Origin of the sequence: Streptomyces sp. ATCC 21386 (genome assembly GCF_018728545.1) — a bacterium.
Classification (GTDB): domain Bacteria; phylum Actinomycetota; class Actinomycetes; order Streptomycetales; family Streptomycetaceae; genus Streptomyces.
On sequence record NZ_JAAVVL010000001.1, the window covers coordinates 4123443 to 4139172 of the forward strand.

A 15730-nucleotide genomic window follows, 5' to 3' on the forward strand; every position below is an offset into this window, starting at 1 on the left:
ACACCGGTGGCCGGCCAAGCCGCAGCGAGGGCGGACAACACGGAGAGGGGTGGACCGTGAGGTTCACGGCGGGCTCGCCCTCGGACTCACCACACAGCTCCGCAACCGCCAACAGATCCCGACCGGCGGCCGTCCGTCAGGTCGGCGGCTCCGCGAGGAACTCCCGGGCGCCACGCAGCCGGGTGCGCAGACCCCGGCGGGTGACGCGGCTGTCCAGCCGGACGCCGAGGGCTCCCCGCCGGGCGCCGTCGACCTGGCGTCCGGCGGGCAGCCGCGCCGGATCCAGGCCGTCGCGGCGGGCGACGAGAACGCCCAGCTCGTGCCGGGTGAGGGCGTCCGGCCCGGCGACGTGCCGCACGCCGACCACCTCGGACGCGGCCAGTTCCAGGAGCGCGGCGGCCAGATCGGCCACCTGCACCGGACAGCGCACCACATCCGTGAAGAGCACGCCGTCGCGGGCACCCGCCACGAGATCGTGCACATGCCGTTCGTGCACCGACAGCGAGCGGCCGTCCCCGATGATCAGCGAGGTCCGCACCACGACGGCGTCCGGCGCCAGCAGCCGGACGCCGGTCTCCGCCGCCGCCTTCGCGGCACCGTACGGCGTGACGGGGTCCGGGAGACACGTCTCGTCGTAGTGGCCGGCGTCGCCCGAGAACACGGCGTCGCTCGACACATGGACCAGTCGGCAGCCCCGCCCGGCCACGGCCGCCGCCACACGGACCCCGCCCTCGGCGGTGACCTCCCAGTCCGGGCCGCCGCTCGACGCGTCGACGACGACCGAGGGAGCAACCCGCGTCAGCACCTCGGTCAGCCGCGCGGGGTCCCGGAGGTCGAGTGCGTGCCAGGAGACGTCCGGCGGCACGTTCCGCCGGGTGCCCGGCGGGCGGGTGGCGTAGGTCGCGGACGTCTCGTGGCCCGCCGCCACAGCCCGGCGCGCCAACTCGCTGCCGAGGAAACCGCTGCCGCCGATGATCAGAAGCCTCATGGCGGGCAACGGTAAGCCCCCGGACGTCCTTCAGGACTCCTTGCCGCGGCCGCTCAACGCGTTGCGCATCCGGTCGACGAGGCCGAGGCCCGGCGCGAGGATCCTGTTGGCCGGCGGCTTGACCGGGGCCGCCGGGTGGGGGCGGGTCGGCGCCAGCTTCTTGGCGCGGCGGACCTTGTCCCCGAGGTCGGTCAGCACCGAGGCGGAACAGGCCTTCGCCAACTGCGGGAAGAGATTGCTCTCCTCGTCCCGCACGTGGTGCCGGACCTCGGCCATCAACTGCGTGATCAGCCGGTCGAACTCGGGGTCGTCGGCGGCGCGCCGCTCCAGCTCCTTCATGGTGCGCTCGGCGGCGGTGTGATCCGCCAACTCCCGGTCGGCGACCGCGTCCCCGTTGCTCAGGTGCTCGCGGACCGCCGGGTAGAGATGGGCCTCCTCCGCGACGGCGTGCCGGACCAACTCGATGGTGACCAGGTCGGCGAATTCCTTGCGCTTCGGGTCGCCGGAAGGCAATTCCTCGATTTTGCCGAAGAGTTCCGCCACCTCCCGGTGGTCCGCCTTCAGTTCCTCGATCACGTCTCCGCCGTGTGCCATTACCGTCGCTCCTTGCCTGCGCGTCCCGGCGTTCCTTCCGGTCCGGACCTGTGGAGGTCAGTGAAACCCTCACCGTCCCGAATGCGTCGTATTGGCGTCCGGTGAGTCAGTGCGGCGCACAGGTGTGGCCCAGGACACGTCCATTCCGTGGCCTGCGCCATTTCAGGGCGACCGGCGCACGACTACGTTTTGCCACGCGTTCCCCAGCACCCACGGATGGCCCAGCGTGCTCGCAGATCTCTCCCCCCTCATAGCGGCGACCACCCAGTGGCTGACGCGCGCCTACCCGGCGGGCGGCGGCGCGCTGGACGGTGCGCTCTGCGAGGCACAGGCCCGGCAGGCCGTCACCGTCGCCGCCTGGATCCGCTATCCCACACCGATGGACGCGGCCCTCGTCGGCATGGCCGGACCGGGCGGCTCCGCCCGGCTCGACTGGATCACCGGCGCCGACGAGACCTCGGCCCCCGACGAGTACGCCTGGCGGACCTGGGTCGACGAGGTCGTGGCCAGCTGGGCGGCCTGCCTCCTGGCCGATGCCGAGCTGGCCCACGCCGCCGTGGACGCCCTCGACGGGTCCCCGCACACGGCCGGACCGCCCGCAGCCTTCCGCCGCCTCCTCACCCCGGACGACCTCGACCGGCGGGCCGCCGCCCTCCTGCGCCACCCCGACCTGCTCGCGCCCGTCGCGACGCTGCACCACACGGGGCTGCTCGACGCGCTGCGACCGGGCCGGGCCCTGTCTGCCTGAGCCCAGCCGCGTCCGGCAGCGGGGCCGCGTCCGGCAGCGGGGCCGCGTCCGGCAGCGGGGCCGCGTCCGGCAGCGGGGCCGCGTCCGGCAGCGGGGCCGCATCCGGCCAGCCAGGCCGCATCCCCGCAGTCCCGCCGCCTCGCCTCGGGGCGCGTCACCAGTGCAGCGGCAGCCCCGCCAGGTGGGTGTCCAGGAGGCCGGAGATGATCCGGTGGTCGTGGAGCGAGGGATGCCAGTCACAGCCCAGGAAGTCCAGGCCCGGATCGTCGTAGTACCAGTGGCTCACCCGGCCGTCGCCCCGCCGGCCCCGCTCCTCGACGATCCGCGCGGTGGCGTCCGCCAGCGCCGTGGTGTTCCACAGGCGGGCGGCGGCGACCACGAGGAACGTCCCGCGCCCGTACCGGGCGCGCAGTTCGTCGAGGAACCCGTGGTAGGCGCTCTCGTAGGCGGCGACCAACTCGGCCGTCGTGCTCCAGCGCTCCCCGGGGTTCAGGGGCGTCGAGAAGTCGTTGATACCGAGCCCGACCACGACCACCTGCGGACACCAGCCGCGCGGCCTCCGCCAGACGTCACCCTCGACGTTCAGCAGCGCCCGGTCGTAGTACGTGCGGAAGTCGGTTCCGGGCTCCCCGCCGTTGTAGTTGCGGACCATGCCGCGCCCGGAGAAGGCATTGGTCTGGAAATCGGCGTCCAGCCTCCGCGCGGTGAGCGCGCCGAAGGCCAGATCGGCATTGCTGTTCCGGTGGACCCCGCCGGTGCCGGAACAGTCCCGGATCTCGGAGACATTGCCGTAACCGGCGGTGTACGAGTCGCCGATGAACTCGATCTGCCGACGCCGCGCCCGGGGGCTCGGGAGGATCACGCCGCCCCGGGCCGCGACGAACCCGCCGAATCGGCCGGCCGCCCACGGACTCTCCGTGCGCTTCACGACCCGTACCCGGTGGATGCCGTCGGCGAGACCGTCGACCCAGGAGACGGTGCGGCCCGGGGTGACGAGCGTGGCGACGGTCGCCCCGTCGACCTGGACGTCGTAGTCGTTGTCGGCGTCGTCGAGGACCACCCCGACGCCGGTGCCGTGGAACCGTCCCTCGAAGGAGACACCGGGCCAGCTGTACCGGACGCTCCCGTCGGCGGCCCGCCTGACCCGGCCCACCGTGTGGAAACGGGCCGCCGGGGCATCGGCGGCCCGCGCGGGGGACACGGCCGGTGACACGACGGTGGTGACGAGACCCGCCGCCGCTGCGGCGACCATCGACCGTCGGGACAGGTGGCGCGGTGTCGTCTTCATGACCGTCCCTTCGACAGGGTTCCGGGAGCGCTCCCATGGCGTGAGCGCTATCGAAGGTGACCGCCCCGCGGGCCACCGTCAACCCTCGTGACGACATCCGTCACACAGCCGACCGGTGCGCCCGCAGGCCGTCAGGACGTCGTCAACTCCGTAAGGTCCGCCAGCAGTTCGGAGACGGCCACCCGGTCGCTCTCGCCGAAAGACGACGTGACGTACGAACGCCGCAACTGTTCCGCCACCAGGGGCGCCACCGCCGCGCCGATGCCCTCGGCGACGGTGGCGACCGTCGGCGTCGACCATCCGTCGTGGCTCGGCGCGGCCACCCCACCCAACTGCCGGCTCTGCCGGGGGTCGTCGAGCGAGCAGATCGAAGCCGTGGGGCGCCCGCGCTGGGCGACGTGCACCTCGATGTCGAACAGTGCCACGGTCGCCAGGGCGGCGGGCACTGGTCCCCGTGCCGCTATCGGTATCGCGGAAGTGATGCGAACGCGTGTGCATGTCATCGCTGATCGGGGTGGTGGCTGCGGGATCGGGGGGGGCGTTTGTGCGGCTGTCGTACGTATGGTCCTTCACGGGGTTCGGGACGACATTGATGTTCCGGCCGGGTGCCTGAGGGGGCGAGATGGCGGGTCCTTCAGCCGGAACCCGCGCCGCGTGTAGTTGAGGGTCGCCAGCGCCTCGCGCTCGAACTTCCACTTCGGCATCCCCGGGACATCTGGCGCGCGTACGGCCATCTTGTCCAGGGCGCTCCAGACCCGGTCGTTGGCGCCGGGCTTGGCGAAGTGGTCGCCCCGGGCCGTACCCGAGGCGCGCTCCTCCTCGATCAGTTCGCGGAAGACGTCGGACGCCCCGTCCACGACAACGGGGTCGGGGAACGCGCCTTTGAACACGACGATTCCGGGGCCATCAAGAACACCTCACGGAGGCCTTCACGGGGGCCTTCGGGGAGGGGCACAAGGGGCGAGGAACGCGTGGCGTGCGGCGGGCCCGTGTCGTCGCCCGGCCGGGCACCGTCGGCGTCGTAGCGTGGGCCGGGCAGGTGGCGGTCGAGCCAGAGGCGGCGGGATGTGCTGGAGTGCGACGGCCGACCTCGTGGCGGGTGCCGGTGTCGCCGCGGTCGGGGTGACCGGTGTGGCGCTGGCGCGCGACCGGCGGGATCTGCCGCTCGCCGCGCTGCCGTTGCTGCTCGGCGCCCACCAGATCGTGGAGTCGGTCGTCTGGTCCTCGGGTGGCGGCAGCGGACCGGCGACCGTCGCCTGGGCCGTCGTCGCCCTGCCGCTGCTGGCCGTGTGGGTGCCGGCGGGCGTGTGGTGCGCGGCCCCGGCGAGAGCCCGCCCCCGGCTGGTCGTCCCGCTCGCCGTCGGCGTCGCGACCGCCGTGCCGCTCGCCCGGACCCTCGCCACCGGCCCGGTGACCGCAGAGATCCGCGGCCACACCGTCGGCTACACGATCGACCTCTCCCACCCGGTCCTCCTGGTCGCCGGCTACTTCCTCGCCACCGTCGGCTCCCTGCTCCTCTCCGGCGACCGGCGGCTCGTCGTGCTCGGCGCCCTGGCCGCCGTCGGAGCCGCGGTCTGCTGGGCCCTGTGGCGGCTGGAGTTCATCTCCACCTGGTGCGCCTTCGCGGCCCTGTGCTCGGTGGTGCTGCTCGGCTGGGTGCGCGCCCGTGCGAGAGCGCCCTCGCGGCTGCACCGCAGCGCCTGACCTGACCTGACGTGGGACGGGGTGGCGTGGCGTGACCGGACCTGGGTGGGCCTCGATGATCCTTGGTGAATCATTCATCCACCGAGCTGTTGACTTTCGGCTCGACCAGCCAGAGGATTTCGGAGGTGACACACTCCGCCGCCGGGCCCCTCGGCCCGGTTCTCCCCGCGGCCCTCGACGAGGCAGCCCACCGCTGCCTCGTCGCGGGCTTCGACGGTACGACGACCGTCCCCGACACCCTGAAACGGCTGATCGACCGCGGCCTGGGCGGGGTCATCCTGTTCACCCGCAACATCCGTGACGCCGACCAGGTCCGCGAACTCACCTGCACCCTGCGGACATTGCGGCCGGACCTGCTGATCGCCATCGACAACGAGGGCGGCGGCATCGGCCACCTGGTCGCCGCGGGCGCCCCCGAGGTGCCCGGCTCATGGGCGCTCGGTGCCGCCGACGACCCCGGCCTGACCGCCGCGTGCGCCGACGCCCTCGCCGGGCACCTGCTCTCGCTCGGGATCACCGTCTCGTACGCTCCCGTCGCCGACGTCCAGAGCCGGTCCGAGAACCCGATCGTGCGCACACGTGCCTTCGGCGGCGACCCCGAGCTGGTCTCCCGGCATCTGCGCGCCTGGATCGGGGCCACCGAGTCGCGCGGCGTGGCCTCCTGTGCCAAGCACTTCCCCGGCCACGGCGGGACCGTCACCGACAGCCATCACGAACTGGCCGTGGACCCGCGGCCGTACGAGCGGCTCGACCTCGCACCCTTCCGGGCCGCCGTCGGCGCGGGCGTGCCCATGCTGATGAGCGCCCATGTGGTCTTCCCGGCCCTGGACCCGGAGCTGCCCGCCACCCTCAGCCGGAGGATCCTCTCCGACGTGCTGCGCGGCGAACTCGGCTTCGACGGCGTTCTCGTCAGCGACGCGCTGGAGATGAGGGCCATCGCCGACCGATATGGCGAGGCGGCCGGCGCCCGTCTCGCGCTCGCCGCCGGAGCCGACCAGGTCATCGTGGCCGTGCCGGATCTGGAGGTCACCCTCGCCTGCCGGGACGCCGTGCTCGACGCGCTCGGAGCGGGCGACCTCACGGAGGAGCGGGTGACCGAGGCCGCGGAGCGGGTACGGCGGCTCGCGCTGCGGTACGCGGCGCCGTGCCGGCCGGGTGCCGTGGCCGCGTGGGACGCGCACGCCGGGCTGACGGCGGCGCGGCGGGCCGTACGGAGCGGGGGACCATTGCCGCGGCCGGTGCCGGGCGCGCATGTCGTCGACTGCTTCCCGCCGCCGCACCCCGCCCTCAACTGGGGCGGTGAAGACCTGCTGACCGAGGTCCGCGCGCTCGACCCCACCGCCACAGGGACGGCGGTCGCCGGGGAGCCGGACGACCTCGCGGCGGTGGCGGGGGAGGCGCTGCGGGCCGCCGAGGAGGGGCGCCCGCTGGTCCTCGCCCTGTGCGACGCGGAGCTGTACGCCTGGCAGGGGCGCCTCCGGGACGCCCTCTTCGCGGGGCGACCGGACACGCTGGTGGTCTCGACCGGGCTGCCGGAAGCGGGCGATGAGCTTGCCGCGCATGGGAGGGGGCGGGTGAACCTGCGGGCACTCGCCGAGGTCCTGGCGGGGCGGACGGACTGAGCGAGGCCGGTTCCCGGCGGGGGGGACTCCGCGGTGGACGGGCCCCCGGTCCGGTAGGGGCTTCTCGCGCAGTTCCCTGCGCCCCTGGAACGCACGGGCTGCGCCCCGTGCGTTCCAGGGGCGCAGAGGGCTCATGGCCGTCTGGCATCCCCGCCCGCGCCCCCTTATTTCCCTTCGATCAGCTCCGTGATCCCCCGTGCCGCGAGATACGTCGTGTCCTCCGCGTGCTCCGCCAGGACCACCGCCGGGCGGGTGCCCTCCTGCCGCAGGCGCATCCACGCGTCGAAGAAGGCTCCTCCGGGGCCCGACACCGAGCGGGTCGCCGGTGAGCAGTCCAGCACCAGCGCCGTCGTACGGGGAGCCGGCGGGACGGCGGTCGTACGGAGCTCGGCGACCGTCGTGGACAGGGCCTCGGCGATCGGTTTGGGGCGCCCGGTGGAGTCGAACAGGCCGAGCGTGTACTCCAGTTCGGGGAAGTCGGCCAAGGCGCGGTCCACGTCGTGGGAGCACCACCAGGTGACGCCCCACAGGTGGGTGCAGCCCGCCGCGTTCAGCAGGGTCGCGCGGGCGAAGTCGGGTGCGTCGGGCGCCGGGATGTGCGGTTCGGGGGCGCCGGTCTCCTGGACCCAGACCGGGCGGGCCGGGTCGGTGGCGTAGGCGGCGGCCAGCTCCGTGCCGTACTCCGCGAGGTGGTGCACCTCGGGTGAGCGCGGGCCGTAGCGCCGGGCGCAGTCCGCGGAGAACACCCAGGGGTGGACCGTGGTGAGGTCGCCCTTGCGGGCCGAGGCCTCGGGGGTGAACGGGTGGTCGTCGCCGTACCAGGCGGCGTCGTACGCCGAGTGGGTGACAAGGCCCCCCGCCTCGCCGAGCCCGTCCCGGGCGGCGCCGAGGAGGGTGTCGAGGTAGTGGTCGACCTCGGCCGCGGTCACCGGGTTGTGCTCGACCAGGTTGTTGAGCTCGTTGCCCAGCTGGAGGCCGATGAGGCGGGGGTGGCCGGAGAGGGCGCGGCCGAGCGTGCGCAGCAGCAGCGCCTGGGCCTCGATCGCCTCGGGGTCGGTGAAGACGTTGCGGTGGTGCCAGCTGCGGGTCCACTCGGGGTAGAAGTCGAAGCTCGACAGGTGGCCCTGGACGCCGTCCACGAGGACGTCGAGGCCGCACTCGGCCGCCAGATCCACCAGCCGGACGAGCTGGTCCACGGCCGAGGCCCGGACCAGGGTGCGGTTCGGCTGGAGCAGGGGCCACAGGTGGAAGACCCGGACATGGTCCAGGCCCAGCCCGGCGATCTGGGCCAGGTCCTCGCGTGCGGCCCCCGCGTCGAAGTCGTGCCAGGCGTGGAACCAGCCCTTGCGTGGGGTGTAGTTCACTCCGAAGCGGAGTGCGGGCGTGAGCGAGGGTGGCGTGCTGATGGCGTCCTCCTCAAGAGATGGACCTTGTCTCCGGCGAATGTATCAACCACCATGGACGACAATGAATAGTGATTTGAACCAAGCTTCCGGGGGTCGGGCCGTCGGGACCCGAGCCCTCGGGAACCGAACCTCCGGGACTCACCCGGCGCGCGACCCCCGGTCGGCGTCCGGTCCCGGGCCGGTGGCGGATGAGCGGTCGGCGCCCGGCGCGTGGGCGGACACCGGCGGGTGGGCGGACACCGGCGGATGGTCGGGAGCGAACGGGTGGTGGTCCGTGGCCGACGGGTCTCCGGTGCCCGGTCGGTGGTCGGCGGTCGACGCTCGGCCGGCCGCCAACGCACGGCCGGCCACCGAGGCACGGCCGGCCACCGATGCGGCACCCGCTGCCCCCGGGTGGTCGGCCGCCGGTACGGCCCGCGCTGCCGACGCGGCTCCGGCTGCTGGGGTCGCCCCGCCCGTCCGCGCGTCCCCGGGCCCGGCCGCGTGCACCCCCATCCCCACCCCCACCCCGACCGCCCACGCGACCCCGCCCGCCGCCACGCCCGCCCCCGTCTACGTGGTCGGCATCGACGCCGGTGGTACCCGTACGCGTGCCGTTCTGGCGGAGCTCGGCGGCGGGGCGGTGATCGGTGAGGGGGCGGCGGGGCCGGGCAACTCGTTGACGGTGCCCGGGCCGCTGCTCGCCGACCACCTCGTCGAGGCCGTCGCGCGAGCCGTGCCGGAGGCACTGCGCGGACGGGTGGTGGCGGTGGCGGGCGGGTTCGCCGGGGCCGGTCACCAGGGCCAGGGCGCCGACGAGCCCGGCCGGCTGCGGGCCGGGGCCGCCCTGTCGGCCGCGCTCGCCCGGCTGGGTGTCACCGCCGCGTCGGTGGGCGTGCACAGCGACATCGAGACGACGTTTGCCGCGGCTCCCGGCCATCCCGCCGACGGCCTGGTCCTGGTGGCCGGTACCGGCGCGGTCGCGGCCCGGATGACCGGCCGGGTGCCGACCGCGACCTCGGGCGGCGACGGCTGGCTCCTCGGGGACGACGGCGCTGGCTTCTGGATCGGCCGCGCGGCCGTACGGGCGGCCCTGCGCGCGGCCGACGGCCGCGGCGGGCCCACCGCGCTCGTCCGCGCCCTGGGCCGGGACCTGGGGTTGCCGGAGGACGTGCTCCCGCCGGAGGGCTACGGGGCGAGCGGTGCCGCCGGGTGGAGCGCGGAGCGGCGGACCGCCTACCGGGCCAGGCTGCTGCCCGCCGTCATGGACCGTGCGCCCGTCCGGCTCGCCGACCACGCGCCCATGGTGGTGCGCACCGCCGAGGACAAGGACGCCGTGGCCGTCGGGATCCTCCGGCAGGCCGCGCGGCACCTGGCCGACACCGTCGCCGCCCTGGCGCCCCGCCCCGGCGAACCCCTCGTCGCCACCGGCGGTCTGCTCGCCCCCGAAGGCCCCCTGCTGCCGCCGCTGACCGAACGCCTCGCCCCCCTCGGACTCACCGTCACCCCGGTCGCGGACGGCTCCCCCGGCGCCGTCGCCCTCGCCCGTCTCGCCCACGGCCGGAGCGGCTGACCGGACGGGGCACCCGCCCCGGCGCCGCACGGGGCCCCATCACAGGCCCGCGCACCTCCCTCGGCCACCAGCCCACCCCGCCGACAAGGACCACTCATGCCCCCACAGGACCAGCCGCTCGCGCCGGCCGCCTCCCCCGCGCAGCCGCCGTACCGCGACCCGTCCGCCCCCGTCGAGGCGAGGGTCGCCGACCTCCTCTCCCGGATGACCCGGCGCGAGAAGGTCGGGCAGCTCAACCAGCGGATGTACGGCTGGGACGCGTACCGCCGCACCCCGGCCGGGGACTTCGCACTCACCGAGGCCCTCTCCGCCGAGACCGAGCGCTTCGCGGGTCTCGGCGCGCTCTACGGTCTGATGCGGGCCGACGCCTGGTCCGGCGTCGGCCACGGCGACGGGCCCGGTGCCGCGGACAGCGCCGACCTCGCCGACCTGGTCCAGCGGCACGTCCTGGAGCGCAGCCGGCTCGGGATCCCCACCCTCTTCGTCGAGGAGGTCCCGCACGGCCACATGGCCCTCGACGGCACGGTCCTGCCCGTCAACCTGGCCGTCGGCGCCACCTGGGACCCCGGCCTCCACGAGCGGGCCGCCGCGCACGCCGCCGCCGAACTCCGCGCCCGTGGCGGCCACGTGGCCCTCGTCTCCGCACTCGACACCGCCAGGGACCCGCGCTGGGGCCGTACCGAGGAATGCTTCACCGAGGACCCCCACCTCGCGGCCCGCCTGACCGAGGCCCTGGTCAGAGGCATGCAGGGACCACCGGGTGCACAGGCGGCCCCCGGCGCTCGGCAGACGCCCGGCGCTCAACCGCCCCCCGGCTCGCACGCGGCGCCCGTCCCGGAGCGCTTCGCCGACGACCGCGCCCCCGTCGTCCTCAAGCACTTCGCCGGGCAGGGCGCCACCGTCGGCGGCCGCAACTCCGCCGAGTCCGAACTCGGCCCCCGTGAACTGCACGAGATCCACCTCCCGGCCGCCCTCGCCGGGGTCCGCGCGGGCGCCGCCGCCGTCATGGCCGCCTACAACGAGGTCGACGGCATGCCCTGCTGCGGCAACCGCGCCCTCCTCACCGGGCTGCTCCGCGAACGCTGGGGCTTCGACGGCCTGGTCATGGCCGACGGCCTCGCCGTCGACCGCCTCGCCCGCATCACCGGCGACAAGGTCTCCGCCGGCGCCCTCGCCCTGGACGCGGGCGTCGACCTCAGCCTCTGGGACGAGGGCTTCACGCACCTGGAGGAGGCCGTGGAGCGCGGCTTGGTCGCCGAGGCCGCACTGGACGCCGCCGTCGCCCGCGTCCTGCGTCTGAAGTTCCGCCTCGGTCTGTTCGAGAACCCCTACACCCGGCGTGCGTCGCTCCCCGAGCGCACCGGACGCGCCCGCAGCACCGACCTCGCCCGCGCCTGTGTCACCCTGCTGCGCAACCCGGAAGGCACCCTGCCCGTCGGCCCCTCGGCACGCCGGATCGCCGTGCTCGGGCCGCACGCCGCCACCACCGGCCACCACCTCGGCGACTACACCGCCCCTCAGCGCCCCGGCACCGGCACGAGCGTCCTCGACGCCCTGCGCCGACTGGCCCCACCAGGCACGGACGTCCGTCACGCCGAGGGCGCGGCCCTGACCGGCGCCGACCGCTCCAAAATCCCTGACGCGATCGCCGAGGCCGCCGCGGCCGACCTGGCCGTGCTCGTGCTGGGCGGCAGCAGCGCCCGTACCCCCGGCACGGAGTTCGACGCCAACGGAGCCGCGCGGACCGTGGTGTCGGAGATGACCTGCGGGGAGGGCGTCGACCTCGCGGGTCTACGGCTCGGCGCGGCGCAGGAGGCCCTGCTGGACGCCGTCGTGGCGACGGGCACGCCCACCGCGGTCGTCCTGATGCAGGGCCGCCCGCACGTGCTGCCCGACACCCCGTCCGCGGCGCTGCTGACCGCCTGGTACCCGGGCCCGTGGGGCGGCGAGGCGGTCGCCGAGGTGCTCCTCGGCCTCGCCGAGCCGGCCGGCCGGCTCCCGGTCTCCGTCCCCCGCTCGGCCGCCCGGCTCCCCGTCCACTACAACCACAAGGACACCGAGTACGGCGGTTACGTCGACGGGAGCGCGGAGCCGGCGTACTCCTTCGGGCACGGGCTGTCGTACACGACCTTCGACCACGGCGCGCCCAGGGTGTCGGGGCGCACGGTCGAGGTGGACGTCACCAACACCGGGGACCGGTACGGGCGTTCGGTCGTGCAGGTGTATCTGCGCAGGCTGATCACCCGCACCTGGCCGCGCACCCTCGAACTGTGCGCGTTCGAGGGTGTCGGCCTGGCGCCGGGGGAGAGCCGTACCGTCTGCCTGGCGTTCGAGGTGCCCGCGGGTACCGACGTCGTGGAGATCCGGGTCGCGCGGTCCGCGCGGGAGGCGCTGGACGTCGTGCCCGTCGTCGTGGACCTCCGAGGCGTTGGTGGACCTCAGAGCTTGACGGCCCCGGAGGACACGCCCTTGTAGAACCACCGCTGGGTGATGACGAACAGCACCAGCACCGGGATCACGGAGATCACCGAGCCCGCCATCACCATCCGCTGGTCGTAGCCGAAGGAGGAGGACGTGAGGCGGGACAGGCCGAGGGTCAGGGTGAAGTGGTCCTCGGTGCGCAGCACGATCAGCGGCCACAGGAAGTCGTCCCAGGCGCTGATGAAGGTGTTGATGGTGACGACCAGGATCGCGCCCCACGCGGACGGCAGATAGAGATACCGGAACCGCTTCCACTCGCCCGCCCCGTCCAGCATCGCCGCGTCCTCCACCTCGCGCGGCACGGCGAGGAACGCGGCCCGCATGATCAGGACGTTGATGGCGGCGACGAAACCGGGCAGCCAGACGCCCACCAGGTTGTCGACGAGCCCCAGGTCACGGATGCTCAGGAACAGCGACACCATGATCGACTCGAAGGGGAACATCATGGACGCCATCAGCAGCACCCAGACCAGCTTGCGGCCCTTCCAGCTCGGCTTGGAGAGCATGTAGCCGGCGAGCGTGGAGAAGACCAGCTGGCTGGTGACGGACAGGACCACGACCACCAGGCTGTTGCGGATGTACGTCCAGACCGGGACCTGCGCGAACACCTCGCGGTAGGCGCGCAGCGTCGGATCGTGCGGGAAGAGGGAGGCGTTCTCGCCGAACACGTCCTCGCCGACGCCCTTCAGCGACGACAGCAGCTGCCACAGCAGCGGGCCCACGGTGATGCCGAGGACGAACAGCAACAGCAGGTAGCGGACGACGAGTTCGCGGGGGCGGCCGTAGTCCCTCCAGCGCGGCATCAGTCGCCGCTTCCCGACGGGGGCCGGGGCCGTGGCCGTCCGCGGCTCCTTCACGGCGGTGGTCACGACTCGTCCTCCTTCGTCAGTCGCTGTGCGAGCAGCGTGAGGCCCAGGGTGAGTACGAAGAGGGCGACGCTGACCGCCGAGCCGTAGCCGGCGTTGCCGGTGAGCGGGTCGAGGGCGACGTCCCGGATGTAGAAGGGAAGGGTGCGGTCGGCTCCGCCGGGGCCGCCGGTCGCGCCGCCGAGCATGTAGATCTCCGTGAACACGCGCAGCGAGCCGATACCGGTGAGGGTGCCGACCAGCATCATCGAGGTGCGCACGCCCGGCACGGTGACGTGCCAGAAGCGGCGGACCGCGCCCGCGCCGTCGACGGCGGCGGCCTCGTGCAGTTCCTTGGGGACGTTCCCCAGCGCGGCCAGGTAGAAGATCATGTACCAGCCGAGGCCCTTCCACAGGGTGAGCCCCATCGCGCACAGCAGGATCAGCCAGGAGTCGGACAGGAACGGGATCGCCGACCTGATGATGTGGGCCTTCTGCAGCCAGGTGTTGACCAGGCCCTGGTCGCTGAGCAGCCACTGCCAGCTGAGGCCCACGACCACGCTGGAGGCGAGGACCGGGGTGTAGAACGCGGAGCGGAAGAAGCCGATGCCGGGCAGGTTCTTCTCCACCAGCACGGCCAGCATCAGCGGGAGCAGCACCATCAGCGGGACCACGATCAGCGCGTACAGCACGCTGTTGCGGGTGGCGAGCCAGAAGTCGGAGTCGCCCAGCATCCGGGTGTAGTTGTCCAGGCCCACGAACGAGGCGGCGCCGCCGAGCGGCCTGGCGTCGGTGAACGACAGCAGGAGCGTGTTCAGGAACGGGTACAGACCGAAGACGCTGATGCCGATGATCGCGGGGGACATCCACAACCACGGCAGCCACCAGCGGCGGTACAGCGCGGCGCCGCCCGCGTCGGCGGAGGGGCCCGGTTTGAGGGACCGCAACAGGCGGCGCCGGCCGGTCGGTTGCCCGGGGCGGGGGTCGCGGGCGGAGACCGCGACCCCCGATCCCTTGGTGGGGGGAGAGAGGGTGGTCATACTCAGCTGCCCTGCTCGATCAGCTCGTTGGCCTTCTTCTGGGCCTCGTCCAGGGCGTCCTGGGCGCTCTTCTTGCCCTGCATGGCCAGCTGGATCTGGGCCGTGATGGCGTTCAACTCACCCGGTGTGAGGGCTATCTCGTCGGCGGTCGAGGTCTTGCGGTCGCTCGCGACGATCTTGCGGGCCTCGGCGAACGGGTCGTCGCCCTTGACCGACTGGAAGAAGGGGTCGTCCAGGGAGGCCGTGGTGGAGGGGAAGATGACGACGTTCGGGTCCTTCGCCCACTCCAGCTGGTTCTTCGCGTTCGTGAGGAACTGTGCGAAGGACAGCGCGGTCGCCGCGTTCTTGCTGGTGGACGCGACACCGATGTACTGCGGGGCGCCGACGGTGTGGCCGAGGTCGTCCAGCATGAAGCGGGCGACACCGGTCTTCTTGTAGACGCTCGGGTTGTTCTGCTGGATGAAACGCAGGAAGTTGGGGTTCGTCGGGCCGTAGACCAGCTTGCCCTGGCCATAGACGTTGGCCGGGTCCTGGGTGGAGGAGAGCGAGTCCCTCGGCATGCCGCCGGCCTTGTAGAGCTTCGTCATCGCCTCCACCCACTGCGCGGTCTTCGGGTCGTCGGCGAAGGTGAACTTCTTGCCGTCGGAGGAGAGGACCTTGATGTCCATCTGCTGCCAGTCGGCGGGGATGCGCAGCTGCGGGTTGGCGAGGAAGGCGTAGTACTTGCCGTCCGATACCTCGGCTATCTTCTGCGCGTCCTCGAACAGACCGAGCACGGTCGTCGGAGGTTTGGCCGGATCGAGGCCCGCCTTCTTCATCAGATCGGTGTTGAAGGTCTGCACGATGCCGCCGGAGTACCAGGGGAGCACGCTGTGCACCTCGGTACCGGACGCGTCGGCGTACATGCTCGACTTCCACAGGTTGGGCACGAACGGCTCGCCGGCGCCCGGGGCCTTCTTGTCCAGGTCGAGCAGATAGCCGTTCTTGGTGAGCGCGATCGCCGTGTTGACGTTGATGTTGACGACGTCCGGCAGCGTGCAGCCCTGCGCGTCCGCGACCAGGCGCTGGGTGAAGGTGGCGTCGCCCGGGTCGTCGACCCACTTCACGGTGGTGTCCGGGTGGGCCTGCTCGAAGGCCTTGATGACGCCGTTGAAGTAGCCGCCGAAGTCCTTCTTCAGATTCGTCGTCTGGAAGGTGATCGTGCCCTTGACGTCTCCGGTGAGCTTGCCGGATCCGACGTTGCCCCGGTCGACCTTGCAGCCGCCGGCGGTGGCGTCCCCGCTGTCGGATCCCCCGCCCGACAGGCCGCACCCCGCGGCGGTCAGGGTGAGGGCGATGACGCCCACCACACATCCGGTCAGTCTTCTCGCGCGCATGTCGCCTCCTGCGATCAGTCAGCTGCTGGGTCGAGCTGCTGGATGGAGCTGCTGGTTCAAATCACCAACTTGGACTTCGATTGATG

General features: G+C 73.1%; 13 protein-coding genes and 1 pseudogene. 5 read left to right on the forward strand and 9 right to left on the reverse strand.

The genetic code is table 11. The annotated features are described in order from the left end of the window. Nucleotides 1-136 precede the first annotated feature (136 nt). A complete protein-coding gene (locus GWK25_RS18105) occupies nt 137-988 on the reverse strand; it encodes a sugar nucleotide-binding protein (protein ID WP_215451423.1) in 852 nt (283 codons plus the stop codon). A 30-nt stretch (nt 989-1018) separates the two neighbouring features. Then, on the reverse strand, nt 1019-1582 hold the full coding sequence (locus GWK25_RS18110) for a hemerythrin domain-containing protein (RefSeq protein WP_215451425.1): 564 nt from the start codon (nt 1580-1582) through the stop codon (nt 1019-1021). A gap of 226 nt (nt 1583-1808) precedes the next feature. On the opposite strand from GWK25_RS18110, the gene GWK25_RS18115 reads away from it, so the two are divergent. After that, a complete protein-coding gene (locus tag GWK25_RS18115; RefSeq protein ID WP_215451428.1) occupies nt 1809-2330 on the forward strand; it encodes a hypothetical protein in 522 nt (173 codons plus the stop codon). 154 nt (nt 2331-2484) lie between these two features. On the opposite strand, the gene GWK25_RS18120 is transcribed toward GWK25_RS18115, so the two are convergent. From GWK25_RS18120 to GWK25_RS18130, 3 genes and pseudogenes are all read right to left on the reverse strand, one after another. Continuing rightward, complete coding sequence (locus GWK25_RS18120; protein ID WP_374200619.1) at nt 2485-3618, reverse strand: SGNH/GDSL hydrolase family protein; 1134 nt, start codon at nt 3616-3618, stop codon at nt 2485-2487. A gap of 131 nt (nt 3619-3749) precedes the next feature. Next, nucleotides 3750-4043, reverse strand: coding sequence for a hypothetical protein (locus GWK25_RS18125; RefSeq protein WP_215451429.1), 294 nt, complete (start codon nt 4041-4043; stop codon nt 3750-3752). 207 nt (nt 4044-4250) lie between these two features. Beyond that, nucleotides 4251-4532: pseudogene (locus GWK25_RS18130) on the reverse strand (hypothetical protein); the annotation flags it as partial. Between the two features lie 151 nt (nt 4533-4683). On the opposite strand from GWK25_RS18130, the gene GWK25_RS18135 reads away from it, so the two are divergent. Both GWK25_RS18135 and GWK25_RS18140 read left to right on the forward strand, forming a co-directional pair. Further along, nucleotides 4684-5322: a DUF6629 family protein gene (locus GWK25_RS18135; RefSeq protein WP_215451430.1), complete on the forward strand. Its 639-nt coding sequence runs from the start codon at nt 4684-4686 to the stop codon at nt 5320-5322. 125 nt (nt 5323-5447) lie between these two features. Beyond that, nucleotides 5448-6944, forward strand: a complete 1497-nt coding sequence (locus GWK25_RS18140) for a glycoside hydrolase family 3 N-terminal domain-containing protein (protein ID WP_215451431.1) — start codon at nt 5448-5450, stop codon at nt 6942-6944. Nucleotides 6945-7108: 164 nt separating this feature from the next. Here the strand turns inward: GWK25_RS18140 and GWK25_RS18145 are convergent, their stop codons facing one another. Then, a complete protein-coding gene (locus tag GWK25_RS18145; RefSeq protein WP_215457419.1) occupies nt 7109-8350 on the reverse strand; it encodes a glycosyl hydrolase in 1242 nt (413 codons plus the stop codon). Nucleotides 8351-8624: 274 nt separating this feature from the next. On the opposite strand from GWK25_RS18145, the gene GWK25_RS18150 reads away from it, so the two are divergent. Both GWK25_RS18150 and GWK25_RS18155 read left to right on the forward strand, forming a co-directional pair. Further along, nucleotides 8625-9902, forward strand: a complete 1278-nt coding sequence (locus tag GWK25_RS18150; protein WP_308404254.1) for a BadF/BadG/BcrA/BcrD ATPase family protein — start codon at nt 8625-8627, stop codon at nt 9900-9902. A 96-nt stretch (nt 9903-9998) separates the two neighbouring features. Beyond that, nucleotides 9999-12377 carry a glycoside hydrolase family 3 N-terminal domain-containing protein gene (locus GWK25_RS18155; protein ID WP_215451432.1) on the forward strand — a complete coding sequence of 793 codons (2379 nt, stop codon included), beginning with the start codon at nt 9999-10001 and terminating at the stop codon, nt 12375-12377. Here the strand turns inward: GWK25_RS18155 and GWK25_RS18160 are convergent. The 3 genes from GWK25_RS18160 to GWK25_RS18170 are packed head-to-tail and all read right to left on the reverse strand — an operon-like array spanning nt 12341 to nt 15644. Then, a complete protein-coding gene (locus tag GWK25_RS18160; protein ID WP_374200620.1) occupies nt 12341-13252 on the reverse strand; it encodes a carbohydrate ABC transporter permease in 912 nt (303 codons plus the stop codon). The two genes, GWK25_RS18155 and GWK25_RS18160, sit on opposite strands and share 37 nt — an antisense overlap. Continuing rightward, complete coding sequence (locus tag GWK25_RS18165) at nt 13249-14268, reverse strand: carbohydrate ABC transporter permease (protein WP_215451434.1); 1020 nt, start codon at nt 14266-14268, stop codon at nt 13249-13251. The genes GWK25_RS18160 and GWK25_RS18165 overlap by 4 nt, the downstream gene beginning before the upstream one ends. Nucleotides 14269-14270: 2 nt before the next feature. Then, nucleotides 14271-15644 carry an extracellular solute-binding protein gene (locus GWK25_RS18170; protein WP_215451435.1) on the reverse strand — a complete coding sequence of 458 codons (1374 nt, stop codon included), beginning with the start codon at nt 15642-15644 and terminating at the stop codon, nt 14271-14273. Nucleotides 15645-15730: the final 86 nt, after the last annotated feature.

Coding starts and splice junctions, on each gene's coding strand:
- GWK25_RS18135 (WP_215451430.1), top strand. CDS start 4,684: ATGTGCTGGAGTGCGACGGCCGACCTCGTGGCGGGTGCCGGTGTCGCC.
- GWK25_RS18110 (WP_215451425.1), bottom strand. CDS start 1,582: ATGGCACACGGCGGAGACGTGATCGAGGAACTGAAGGCGGACCACCGG.
- GWK25_RS18170 (WP_215451435.1), bottom strand. CDS start 15,644: ATGCGCGCGAGAAGACTGACCGGATGTGTGGTGGGCGTCATCGCCCTC.
- GWK25_RS18120 (WP_374200619.1), bottom strand. CDS start 3,618: ATGAAGACGACACCGCGCCACCTGTCCCGACGGTCGATGGTCGCCGCA.
- GWK25_RS18155 (WP_215451432.1), top strand. CDS start 9,999: ATGCCCCCACAGGACCAGCCGCTCGCGCCGGCCGCCTCCCCCGCGCAG.
- GWK25_RS18165 (WP_215451434.1), bottom strand. CDS start 14,268: ATGACCACCCTCTCTCCCCCCACCAAGGGATCGGGGGTCGCGGTCTCC.
- GWK25_RS18105 (WP_215451423.1), bottom strand. CDS start 988: ATGAGGCTTCTGATCATCGGCGGCAGCGGTTTCCTCGGCAGCGAGTTG.